At 61.1% G+C, this 12,092-nt stretch carries 12 protein-coding genes; 10 read left to right on the top strand and 2 right to left on the bottom strand.

Features of this window, described 5'->3' with window-relative positions; translation table 11 throughout:
* Positions 1-3: 3 nt before the first annotated feature.
* Both tssA and BSF44_RS28315 read right to left on the bottom strand, forming a co-directional pair.
* Complete coding sequence (tssA, locus tag BSF44_RS28320) at positions 4-1,422, bottom strand: type VI secretion system protein TssA (protein ID WP_095946306.1); 1,419 nt, start codon at positions 1,420-1,422, stop codon at positions 4-6.
* Complete coding sequence (locus tag BSF44_RS28315; protein ID WP_256589174.1) at positions 1,410-1,943, bottom strand: type VI secretion system-associated protein TagO; 534 nt, start codon at positions 1,941-1,943, stop codon at positions 1,410-1,412. The genes tssA and BSF44_RS28315 overlap by 13 nt, the downstream gene beginning before the upstream one ends.
* A gap of 456 nt (positions 1,944-2,399) precedes the next feature.
* Between BSF44_RS28315 and tssB the strand changes: the two genes are divergently transcribed.
* The 10 genes from tssB (at position 2,400) to BSF44_RS28265 (ending at position 12,066) form a co-directional block, all read left to right on the top strand.
* Entirely contained in the window at positions 2,400-2,903 is a 504-nt protein-coding gene (gene tssB / locus BSF44_RS28310) for a type VI secretion system contractile sheath small subunit (RefSeq protein WP_095946305.1), read from the top strand.
* A gap of 31 nt (positions 2,904-2,934) precedes the next feature.
* Positions 2,935-4,413: a type VI secretion system contractile sheath large subunit gene (tssC, locus tag BSF44_RS28305; RefSeq protein ID WP_095946304.1), complete on the top strand. Its 1,479-nt coding sequence runs from the start codon at positions 2,935-2,937 to the stop codon at positions 4,411-4,413.
* Positions 4,414-4,830 (top strand): type VI secretion system baseplate subunit TssE, encoded by a 417-nt coding sequence (tssE, locus tag BSF44_RS28300; protein ID WP_095946303.1) that lies wholly within the window; start codon positions 4,414-4,416, stop codon positions 4,828-4,830.
* Between the two features lie 7 nt (positions 4,831-4,837).
* Complete coding sequence (gene tssF, locus BSF44_RS28295; protein ID WP_095946302.1) at positions 4,838-6,604, top strand: type VI secretion system baseplate subunit TssF; 1,767 nt, start codon at positions 4,838-4,840, stop codon at positions 6,602-6,604.
* The gene (tssG, locus tag BSF44_RS28290; RefSeq protein WP_095946301.1) at positions 6,568-7,590 is read left to right on the top strand and encodes a type VI secretion system baseplate subunit TssG; all 1,023 of its coding nucleotides are present in this window, start codon (positions 6,568-6,570) and stop codon (positions 7,588-7,590) included. The genes tssF and tssG overlap by 37 nt, the downstream gene beginning before the upstream one ends.
* Positions 7,587-8,936 (top strand): type VI secretion system lipoprotein TssJ, encoded by a 1,350-nt coding sequence (gene tssJ / locus BSF44_RS28285; protein ID WP_095946300.1) that lies wholly within the window; start codon positions 7,587-7,589, stop codon positions 8,934-8,936. The genes tssG and tssJ overlap by 4 nt, the downstream gene beginning before the upstream one ends.
* Before the next feature lie 37 nt (positions 8,937-8,973).
* Positions 8,974-10,320, top strand: a complete 1,347-nt coding sequence (gene tssK / locus BSF44_RS28280; RefSeq protein WP_095946299.1) for a type VI secretion system baseplate subunit TssK — start codon at positions 8,974-8,976, stop codon at positions 10,318-10,320.
* A complete protein-coding gene (gene icmH, locus BSF44_RS28275; protein ID WP_095946298.1) occupies positions 10,313-11,119 on the top strand; it encodes a type IVB secretion system protein IcmH/DotU in 807 nt (268 codons plus the stop codon). Before tssK ends, icmH begins: the two co-directional genes overlap by 8 nt.
* A 106-nt stretch (positions 11,120-11,225) precedes the next feature.
* On the top strand, positions 11,226-11,738 hold the full coding sequence (locus tag BSF44_RS28270) for an Hcp family type VI secretion system effector (protein WP_095946297.1): 513 nt from the start codon (positions 11,226-11,228) through the stop codon (positions 11,736-11,738).
* Between the two features lie 70 nt (positions 11,739-11,808).
* Positions 11,809-12,066, top strand: coding sequence for a PAAR domain-containing protein (locus BSF44_RS28265; RefSeq protein WP_095946296.1), 258 nt, complete (start codon positions 11,809-11,811; stop codon positions 12,064-12,066).
* Positions 12,067-12,092: the final 26 nt, after the last annotated feature.

The raw sequence follows: 12,092 nt of genomic DNA, 5'->3' as shown, positions 1-12,092 counted from the left end.
TGACTAATCCTTACTTTCACTGATAACAGTCGCTACCCTCTGATACAACGCCGGCTCCCAACCCTGCGCCGTGGTCTCGCGCATCAGCCGCGCAACGTTGGCGTACAGGTCATCCGCCAGCCATGACAAACCACGGGATGTCAGCAGGTCGGCGGCGATCACCGTGGCGTAGCTGCGCTGGCGTGGGGCGTCATGGGCGGCGTGCAGTTCCTGCAGGCGCAGCAGCACCCGTTCAACGCCCTCAATGTTGAGTTGGGCGGCCAGTTCGTCGCGCAAGCCGGCGTATTCCTGCACCGGGCTGCCTGTGGTTTGCGCCTGGTCGGCACCGGTGATCCAGGCATGGGTTTGTGCATCCACGAACGGCGTGCCGTCGCTGAAACACAACTCCAGCAACGCCGGCAAACGGCAGACGAAACGCTCGCAGGTCTGACGGATGGCGGCGGCCACTTCCTCCATTGCCAGGCGCGAGGCGACGTGGGCGGCCAGGTAGCTGCCGCGCAGCCAGTACGGTGAGGCGCAGACGCTTTTTTCGATACGCAGCAACAGGTTCGGGTCCAGGGCGTTATGGTTCAGCGCGTCCTGATAGCCTTCGACGATGTCCTTGGGCACGGCGGTCAGTTCGGTGCGGCGGTCTCGGACGATTGAAGGCGCGGCGCGCAGATGCGACCACAGGCCGAAGCGGCGCAATTGGTAGCCGGTGGGGTCGTAGGGGTCTTGCTGGTTGATCTGCTCGGCCATGTTCAACACGGCGCGGCGTTGTTCGCGCTCATTGCTCGGTGCTTGCGGTTTGGGACTGTTAAAAAACGCTGAATCCAGAACGCTGTCGGAGGTGGTCGCACGGGTGGGCTCAGTGGCAGCGGCCGGCTCGCTGTATTTGTTCAACTGGCGTTGCAACGCATCCAGCGGCGCGGGGTCGAGCCTGGCGCTTTCGGCGCAGCGTTGCAGGTTGGCCAGAGCCAGTTCCGCCGCGGCTTGATAGGCCGGTTCAAAACTGCTGCGCTCCAGGGTCGGCAATACCTGCCCCAGGTCGCTCAACAGACGCTGCACCTGCTTGCGTTTGTTCAGGTAGCCGGTGGGGCCGGGCTTGGGGTAGGCACTGTCCCAATACAGTTCAACCATGCCGGCCAACAAGCCCAGGGCATCGGCCCAACGCGCCCATTGCCGGGTACGCAGCCACACCACTTGCAGATGGGCGACGATGCGCCAGTGCTTGCACTGGGTCACCAGATATTGGCGGGACGCTTCGTCGATATACGGCCAGTCGATATCACTCTCGCGCAAGCCGCCGAGCTTGACCATTTCCTGGTCGATGGCCTGGTAGGTTTCGTCCTCCACATCGAAATGCCCGGTGGGTTGCTCGGGCTCGATGGGTGTCAGCAGCAGCTTGACGGTGTCCGCCGGCACGTCGATTACCAGCGACATACCTGGCGCTCCTGCTTGATCAACTCACCCAGCCCTTCAGCGTCGAATACCAGGCCGTGCAGCCGGGGATAGTCGCTCTCCAGTCGCAGGCGCTGGCCGCCGCCCATGTTGCGCAACAACGAGATGGCCTGCAGGCCGCGGCCGGCGTCGACCACCAGACCGGCATCGTCCAGCACCTGCCACTGATAGGCCTCGGAGACCGGGCGCTCATCCTTGAGCAGCTGGATGCGAATCCTGTTGGGCTTGGCCGGTTCATCCAGCACCAGTTGCAGGCGGGAAATATTCGATTCGCAGCTGATGGCCAGGTAAGGCCGGGGTGGCAACGCGCCCAAGGCCGGGGCGGAGATCACCAACCGTTGCTGCTGGTCGTTGTCCGGCTCCGGAAACGACGACAACAGAAAACGCTGATCTTCGGGTGGACGCCTGGCTTCATTGCGCTGTACCAGATCGACAATCGGCAGTACCCGGCCAACGGCGCGTGGTGCCGCCGGTGCGTGATGGATGGGCGTACCAGCGGCCAAATCAAAACACTCCAGGCGCTTCAAGGGGGAGACGATGGAAGGGCAATCTTGTGTCGTCGCCTGCGCATCTATTACAGCCACCACCGTTAGACAAAGTCCCCATTTCCACCCTCGCCATCCGTCGCGCATCAACATCTCCTGATATGCCTCGTCGAAATCCAAACCGGACATCTTTCTTAACTTTTCGAACTAACGCTTTTTATCTGCGAGTTCAACGATTAACTTCAAGAGCATCACCCGAGATCACCAGCAAGGCAAGTAAAAGACGAATATCACACCACTAAAACAGAATAGAGAGAGGTATCTATCAGATATTTCTACAGCCAACGTAGGAAAATATGGAAGCAATACTACTTCCCACACCAAAGCCCTACGAATCGTGTCCACACCGTCCTACATGACAAATCTTTCAATAGCCGGTTCTAATACACCGACCTTACGGAAAGGATTATTCCCATGTCTAAAACTCAGGGCTCTGTCGCGCCAAAAGAACGCGTCAACATCAAGTACGTCCCGGCCACCGGCGATCAACAGGCTGAAGTTGAATTACCTCTGAAGTTACTGATCACGGGTGACTTCAAAGGCCACGGCGAACTAACCGCCCTTGAAGATCGGCAATCCGTTCGAATAGACAAAGACACTTTCAATGAAGTACTGACCAAGGCCGAAGTTACTCTGGATATAGCCGTTCCGTCCGTTCTGAACAACGACCATGACACCGAATTGAATGTGCAACTTCAATTCAAAAGCATCAACGACTTCGGCCCCGACGCCGTCGCCCGCCAAGTACCCGAATTGAACAAGTTGCTGGAACTGCGCGAAGCCCTGGTTGCACTCAAAGGCCCCATGGGCAACGTCCCGGCGTTTCGCAAACACCTGCAGAGTCTGCTGACCGATGAAACCGCCCGCCAACGCCTGGCCAGCGAGCTGAATCTGGTGATCGACGCGCCCCACCACTGATTTGAACACCCTTCTCAACGGAGTACTCCCCATGCCTACGGAAAGCGCCGCCGCCCAAGTATTGGTGACTGACGAACCACTGTCGTTGCTCGACCAACTGCTGGCCAACACCACCATTCGCCCCTCCCAGGAAGGCTATGCCGTGGCCCGACAAGGCGTGGCCGCGTTCATCAGCGAGATCCTGCAAAGCGGCGACCATCAGCAGCCGGTCAACAAGCACCGGGTCGACCAGATGATTGCCGAAATCGACCGCGCCCTGAGCAAGCAGATGGACGTGATCCTGCATCAGCCGCAGTTCCAGCAACTGGAGTCAGCCTGGCGTGGGCTCAAGCTGCTGGTGGATCGCACGGATTTTCGCGAGAACATCAAACTGGAAATGCTGCATGTCACCAAAGAAGAGCTGCTGGACGACTTCGACAACGCCGGCGATATCACCCGCAGCGGCCTGTACAAGCACGCCTACACCTGCGGTTACGGACAGTTCGGTGGCGAGCCGATCGCGGCGATGATTGGCAACTACACCTTCGGCCCGTCATCCCCGGACATGAAGCTGCTGAGCTACGTCGCCTCCGTGGGCGCCATGGCCCATGCCCCTTTCGTGATGGCGGCCGGTCCTGAGTTCTTCAACCTCAAGAGCTATCAGGACCTGCCGTCGGTCAAGGAAGTCAGCGACATTTTTGAAGGGCCCGGCCATACCAAATGGCGCAGCCTGCGTGAGATGGAAGACTCCAAATACATCGCCGCGACGCTGCCGCGCTTCCTGCTGCGTTCGCCGTACGATGGTTTGGAGAACCCGATTCGCAGTTTCGGCTATAACGAAACCGTCGACGGTAACCACGACAATTACTTGTGGGGCAACACCGCGTTCCTGATGGCCTCGCGCATCACCGACAGCTTCGCCCGCTACCGCTGGTGCCCGAACATCATCGGCCCGCAATCCGGCGGCGCGGTGGATGACTTGCCGGTGCACCTGTACGAATCCCTCGGCCAATTACAGGCGAAGATTCCCACCGAAGTGCTGATTTCCGATCGCAAGGAATTCGAGCTGGCCGAAGCCGGTTTCATTCCCCTGACCATGCGCAAGGACAGCGACAACGCTGCGTTCTTCTCTGCCAATTCAATACAGAAACCCAAGAACTTCCCCAAGACCCGCGAGGGCCAGGAAGCCCAGACCAACTACAAGCTCGGCACCCAGTTGCCGTACCTGTTTATCGTCAATCGACTGGCCCACTACATCAAGGTGCTGCAACGCGAGCAGATCGGCAGTTGGAAGGAGCGCCAGGACCTGGAACGTGAGTTGAACACCTGGCTCAAACAGTACATCGCCGATCAGGAAAACCCGTCGTCCGATGTGCGCAGCCGTCGCCCCTTGCGCGCCGCGCAAATCGTTGTACAGGACGTGGCGGGCGATCCGGGCTGGTACCAGGTGTCGTTGGCTGTGCGTCCGCACTTCAAGTACATGGGCGCCAACTTCGAGATCTCACTGGTCGGCCGGCTGGACACCCAGTAAGTGGGGGCCGGGAGCCTGTTCGAGCGCCTGGAACCCGACGCACCGCGCTACCGCCCAGGCAGCGCGGATGAACAAGCGCGCCAGCGTGTCGAAGCGATCAAACGCCACCTGGAACAGGTGCTCAACTCACGCCAGGGCTGCTCGCAAAGCAGCCCTGAACTGGGCCTGCGCGATTTCAATGGGGTTACCCAGGCCAGCAGTGATCTGGTGGTGGCCATCAGCGCTGATATCCGGCGCTCGGTGGAGGCGTTTGAACCGCGCATCAAGGTCACGGGCGTGCGTTATCAGCCCGACCCGGACCTGCCGCTGGAGCTGAACTTTCGCCTGGATTGCCAGGTGCGGGTCAACCACAAGGAAGAACAGGTGCAGATCGAGGTGGCCATGCACGGCCGCGACGGCTACACCCGCGTGAGATGAGGATGCGATGGACTTGAAACAACGCTTTGCCGAGGAGTTGCGCTACCTGCGCGAACTCGGTCGCGAGTTTGCCGAGGACAATCCACAGTTGGCGCAGTTTCTCGGCGACGAGGCCGGCGACCCGGACGTGGAGCGATTGCTGGAAGGCTTTGCCTTCCTCACGGCCAAGCTCGGCATGAAGATCGACGACGATTTGCCGGAGCTGACCCATCCGCTGCTGCAAATGCTCTGGCCCAACTACCTGCGGCCCTTACCCAGCGCGACCATCATCCGGTTCGAGCCACGGCCCAATGCGATCAGTCAACGCAAGGTGATTCCCAAAGGGACACGGCTGTTTGCCAAACCCGTGGACGGCATCTCCTGCGAGTTTCGCACCTGCACCGACGTCAACCTGTACCCGTTGGCTTTGGCGCAAGTCAGCGATGCCCACAGCCGCGAAACCTCGACGCTGCGCATCGACCTCAACGTGTTGACCCAGCAACCGCTCGACAGCCTTGAATGCGATCAGTTGGATTTTCACCTCGGCGGCGACAATGCCACCGCACTGACCCTGTACCTGTGGCTGGCCCATTACCTCAAAAGCGTCACGCTGTACGTCAACAACACCCCTTATCGTCTGAACCCCAGCGAGTTGGGCTTCCCAGGTTTCACCGCCGAAGAAGCACTGCTGCCCTACCCGCGCAACGTGTTCGATGGCTACCGGATCCTGCAGGAATACTTTGTGTTCCCCCAGCGGTTCCACTTTTTCAGTCTGACCCGACTTGCCAAGGTCTGGCCGGCCGTCAGCACTGGACAGATTCGCTTCGAATTTCAGTTTTCCCGGCCGATGCCGGTCAATACGCATTTGCGCACATCAGACCTTCACCTGTTCTGCGCGCCGGCGGTCAATCTGTTCCGCCACGATGCCGAGCCCATCACACTGGATGGACGCAGCCAGGAACGCCGTATCAGCCCCAGTGGCAACCGCCACGATGCCTTTGAGATTTTCAGTGTCGACCGGGTGGCCGGGTGGGATGCCGCCGACAAGGAGCGCAAGGGTGAGCCGTTGCGACGATTTACCCCGTTCGAATCGTTCCAGCATGAAATCGAACATGCCCGGGGCCGTACCGCGCTGTATTTCCGCACCCATATCGAGCAATCCCACGGCCGTGAGGGTTTGCGTCATCGCATCGCTTTCGTGCGCGGCGATGAAAGCCTGTACATCGGCGAACGTGAAGCAGCCTCGATTGAGCTGACCTGCACCAACCGCGACCTGCCGCAGTTGCTGGGGGTGGGTGATGTGTCGCTGTCCACCGAAGCCACACCGTCGTTTGCCACCTATACCAATCTGATTGCGCCAACCCGTTCCTACCGGCCGGTGCTGGATGCCAGCCTGCACTGGACGCTGATTTCCAACCTGTCGCTGAACTACCTGTCGTTACTGTCGGCCGAGCCGCTCAAAGCGGTGATCCGCGCCTATGACTTTGCCGCCCTGCACGACCTGCAACAGGCCCGCGCCACACGCAAGCGCCTCAACGGCATCAAGGATGCCGTGACCACCCCCATCGACTGGCTGATGAAGGGCCAGCCGGTGCGTGGCGTGCAGACCCGTTTGCAACTGGACCAGAACGCTTTTCTCTGCGAGGGCGAGTTGTACCTGTTCGGTAGCGTGCTTTCACACTTCTTCGCCCTCTACGCCAGCATCAATTCCTTCCACCGTCTGGAAGTGATCAATACCACCAACAACGAGTGTTATGAATGGCCACTGTTGACCGGCAGACAACCCGTGATCTAGCCGACCGGCTGCTGGCTGACGCGCGAAACTATTCGTTTCACCGTTTGCTGGAGCATTTGCACGCCTTGCATGGCGATGACCTGGAAGCGCGGCCCCTGAGTGCGGCGGCGCGCCGTCGCGTGCGCCTGCAAAGCCATGCGGGGCTGGGCTTTCCGGCCTCCGACGTGGTGTTGGCTGGCCGCGTAGAAGATGGGGGCGACGAAGTGCGATACCGCTTGCAGACCAGCTTCTTTGGCCTGCACGGTACCGACTCGCCTTTGCCCGGTTATTACCTGGACCGCCTGGCTTACGAACAATCTCAAGAGCGCGGCATTCGTCCGGCGTTCATGGACTTCTTCAACCATCGCTTGCTGACCCTGCTGCACACCAGTTGGCGCAAGTACCGCTACTACATTCGCTTCCAGGCCGAGGCGAACGACCGTTTTTCGCGTTACGTATTCTCCATGGTCGGGCTGAACGACAACGACCTTCGCGGTACGACGCCGCTGCCGTGGGGCCGCCTGCTGAGCTTTGCCGGCTTGATCGCCAACCGCAGCCGCTCCCCCTCGGTGGTGTCCGGCATCGTCGCGCATTGCTTCGACCTGCACGGCGTACATATCCGTGAGTTCGAGGCTCGCTCAGTGAGTTTGCCGCAACGCCAGCGCCTGGCGTTGGGCAAGGGCAACGGCACCCTGGGCAGTAACTTTGTGGTGGGTGATCGCAGCAAGACCCGCGCCAGCAAGTTCACCCTGGTGATTCCTAACTTGACTCAAGCGCGCTTTCGTCAGTTCTTGCCCAGCGGCGATCAGTTCGGGCGATTGCGCCAGTTGATGGATTTTCTGCTGCGCGATGCCACCGCCTACGACCTGGAACTGGGGCTGCGCGAAGAAGACGTACCACCGTTCAACCTGCAACGCGCCAGCGGCACCCACCTGGGCTGGACCAGTTTTATCGAGCATCAACAGCAACGCCATCCCGCCGTGGTGCGGATTCGGGGGCGCGTATGAAGCTGAGTCTGGTAATCAGCAATCCCGCGCAGTTGCTGCACGGCTATCTGCCCGCTCATCAATTTGGCTCACAGGGCGGAAGCATCGGCAGTGCCGCAGTGGACTGGCGCCTGGAAGACCGCCACAACAGCGTGCGGCCCAACCACTGCGACATCCGCGTCATCGAAGGGCGATTCTGTGTGATCGACCGCAGTGGTAGAACCTACGTCAACGGTCACGACCTGCCGCTTGAGCGGCATGTGGCGATAAGCCTCAACGACGGTGATCGGCTGCAGATTGGTGCGTACCAGGTCGCGGTGCAATTGGGCGAGCACGCCCCAGGGCAACGTTCGCTGGATGAACTGCTCGGCGACCACCCTCAAGGCATGCACGTGTGGCACCAGGAAGATGCGCCGAGTAGGCCACCGGCGGATAGGCGACCTGCCACTTGCCCGGAATTCGAGCGCCTTTGCCGGCCCGTGGATTTGGCAGAGCAAGGCGACCCGCTGCGAGCGATGCATGAAGCACCGCCACCAAAACCGCTGGCTGATATTTGCGCGCCTGCACCCAAGCGCACCGTCAGCCTGTTCAGCACCCTGCGCCTGGGCACCTTGTTGCTGGCCTGCCTGGCCCTGGGCGGCTGCACCATGCTCGGCAAGATCGGCCAGGTGATCTGGACCCCATCGATTCCGGTCGGCGGCCCCGACGATCAGCCCAGTCGCTACTCCCTGAGCCTGTACGCCAGCGACCACGTCAACCCGCGCCTGATCAGCACCGGCACGGCACCGGATGAGGACGCGAGCCGCTCGCCCTACACCCTCAACGTGCAGGCCGCCAGCCCGCAGGCCCTGACGGATAAAGTACAAACGCTGCTCAGCCACCTTTACGAAAGCGTGCCGGCCCAGTCGCCACTGAGTTTGGAGCCAGCGCCCGTCGTGCCGATGTCGCCCATCGAAGACGCGCTGCTGGGTGACTACGACGCTCAGGGGGTCAGCCTGACCACCCCGTGGGGCAACCCGGCCATGCAGCACGTCGCCACGCCGATCGCCTTCAAGGTGTTGCAACTGACCGACGACTCGCTGCTGGTCAACGCCAGCCCTCAGGCCCTGGCCGACGACCTGAAAAAGACCCTGGGCAGCACCTACATCCGCGCCGACGACTACCTGCTCAACCCAGGCCAATTCAAGTTCATCGACCTGCGCGCGCTTGATGAAGACACCCGTTTCATCGCGGTGATCGCCCACTACCACAGCAGCGATGTCGGCCAGTGGAAACAGCGTCTGCGCGTCGAGCCCAAGGGCCGGCAATACGCAGTGCTGGTGCAGCTGGACGCTGCCCAGGTCAGCCTCAAGGGAGAAACCCGATGACGCCCTTTTCAGCCGCTTTTGCCCAGAGTAACCACCGATGAGTTCACGCAACCCCGTCATCTGGCATGAAGGTTTGTTCGTCAAGCCCCAGCACTTCCAGCAACAGGCCCGCGCCGCCGAAGCCGCCGTGCATCAGCGCCTGCACAGCCTCAACGACGCGCTCTATGGCTTCAGCGAACTGACGCTGAACAGCGAATACCTGAGCTTCGGCAAGGTGGCCATTACCCAGGCGCGCGGAATCATGCCCGACGGCAGCGTCTTCGATATCCCCCACGACCTGGCGCCGCCCGCCCCGCTGGAAATCGCCGACAGCAGCGCGGTCGGCCAGATCGTCTACCTGGCCCTGCCGCTGCGCTCCAACGGCGCCCTCGAAGTACGCTGGCCCGACCAGTACGGCAACAGCCGCTACATCGCCCGCCGTGAAGAAATCCGCGATACCCACAGCGATGACGGCGATCAGGTCGGCATGGACCTGGCCGTGCCCAACCTGCAACTGATGCTCGAACGCAGCGACCGCAGTGCTTTCACCGGCATCGCCCTGGGCAGAATCAAAGACAAACGCCCTGACGGCAGCCTGGTGATGGACGAGCACTTCTACCCCACCAGCCTGTCTCTGCAAGCAGTGCCGGCGCTGCACCGCTACCTGGGCGAAGTGGCCGGGTTGATGCGCGAACGCGCCAAGAACCTGGCCCAGCGAATCGGTTCCCCGGGGCAGTCGGGGGTGGCTGACGTCACCGACTTCAACCTGCTGCAAACCCTCAACCGCTTGTTCCCGCTGTTCCAGCACCTGGCGCGCCAGCGTCAGGTCCACCCAGAGCGGCTGTACATCGCCCTGGCCCAGGCCTGCGGCGAACTGGTGACCTTTACCGACGAAGACCACCTGCCTCAGGAATACCCGGCCTACCAGCACGACAACCTGCGCGAGTCGTTCCAGATGCTGGAACACACCCTGCGCCGCGCCTTGGGCACGGTGCTGCAACCGCGTGCGGTGTCGCTGCCTATCGTCGACCAACTGTACGGCGTACGCAGCGCCGCATTGAACGACAAGCGCCTGTTGGACAACGCCGAATTCATCCTCGCCGTGCGCGCCGAACTGCCGGCGGAAACCCTGCGTCAACAACTGCCCAAGCAGATCAAGATCACCTCCACCGAAGGCCTGGAGCAACTGGTCAGCCTGCAACTGCCGGGTATTCCCCTGCGGCCGCTGCCGGTGGCGCCGCGACACCTGCCGTTCCATGCCGGCTTCAGCTACTTCGAACTCGACCGCCATCACCCTGCCTGGCAAAGCCTGAGCAGTGGCAGCGGGTTTGGTTTCCATATTGCCGGTGAATTCCCGAAGCTGGAATTGCAGTTCTGGGCGATCAGGAGTGAAAAAGATGATTAAAACGACAGCCGATTCATGGCGTCACGAGGAGATCTCCGGCGCCATCGACTTTGACGGTGAAACGATCACTGCCAGCGGCCAAACACACTTGGCCGACCCTGAATTCGACATGCGCGGCCTGGCCTGGAACCCGCTGTGCGATGCCGCCACGCCGCTGATCGGCCTGGTCATTCGTCTACGCCGCCTGGACCAGCACGGTGACGTACCTGCGCTGTACCTGAGCGTCAGCAACCAGATCACCACGATCATGGAAGAAGTCAGCCAGCTCGACTACGACGCCGGCATGCTCAAGGCCTACTCCTACAGCCTGTGTTTGTTGCTCGACGAAGTGGTCATGAGCACCACCTGGGGCAGGCTCTCCAGTTGGAGCGCACGCTCGTTGCTCAGCCAGTTCCACGGAGAAACCCAGGGCGGCGAAAGATTCTTCACCGTGATGAACAACATGATCCCGGAAGCTGCCAGGTATCAGCATGTGCTGGAGTTCATGTACCAGTGCCTGATCTCCGGCCTCAAGGGCAAATACGGTGCCCATACCAAGGGCGATGACGAAATACAGAAGATCATCACCCAACTGCACGGCCTGTTGCGCCCCTTACGCGGCGAGACGCCCAAGCGCCTGACCGATCCGCTGAAAAACGTCGCGCCGCGCAACTACCGGATCCAACGCGCCTGGCCGTTGTGGACGCCGTGGGCCATGGCCGCCGTCGTGCTGACGGTCGCCTACACGATCTACTCGATCCGCCTGAACGCCATCACCCAGCAAGTGCTGGAGTCCCTGGAGCGGGTGCTGCACCTGTAACCGATTTTCAGCGCGCTCATCCCGAGCGCCTGCAAAGCCATGGCCGTGTCGGCCATAACCCGCGGCCCCCAGGGGCCGTTCACTTGATCGCGACAAGGAGCTTGTCATGCCAACACCCGCGTACATCAGCATCTACGGCAAAACCCAGGGTCATATCACCAAGGGCGCATTCACCGCCGACTCAGTGGGCAACGTTTATGTGGAAGGCCACGAAGACGAAATCCTCGCCCAGGAAATCGACCACGCAATCGGTACGCCCACCGACCCACAGAGTGGCCAACCGTCCGGGCAACGGGTGCACAAGCCGCTGACATTCACCAGCGCCTTGAACAAAGCCTCTCCGATGCTCTATCAGGCCCTGGCCACCGGCGAAATGCTGCCCACCGTTGAAGTGAAGTGGTTCCGCACCTCGGGCGACGGCAAGCAGGAGCACTTCTTCACCACCAAGCTGGAAGACGCCACTGTCGTCGACATCCACACCGTCCTGCCCCACGCACAAAACGGTGACAACGAAAACTACACCCAACTGATCAAGACCAGCCTGGCGTATCGCAAGGTCAGCTGGACCCATGTGGTGGCCGGCACCGAAGCCTCGGATGACTGGCGCAAGCCGGCTTAATCGCCAACCGGCACGCTCCGCCGCACAGGCGGCGGAACGTTCACTGACTCGATAATTTCCAGGAGGTTCTATGCCAGCCGTCGTTCTGGTCGGACACGAACACGATTGCCCTTTGTGTGGCCCCACCACCGTTGACAGCGGTACACGCAACATGACCGTCAACGGCCGCGCCGTCGCCCGTGTCGGCGACACCCTTGGATGCGGCGCCGTCATCACCAGCGGCTCGCCCTCGATGGCCATCAATGGACAGCCAGTAGCCCGTGTCGGCGATACCACCGATCACGATGGAAAATTGGAAAACGGTGATAGCAGCTGGTTGATCGACTGACATTCACACTCTCGACAAGGAGGCCC

Source organism: Pseudomonas sp. ACN8 (assembly GCF_002303925.1).
Lineage (GTDB): Bacteria > Pseudomonadota > Gammaproteobacteria > Pseudomonadales > Pseudomonadaceae > Aquipseudomonas.
The sequence above is the reverse complement of the archived record's forward strand: the minus strand, read 5'-3'. Positions and strand labels throughout refer to the sequence as shown.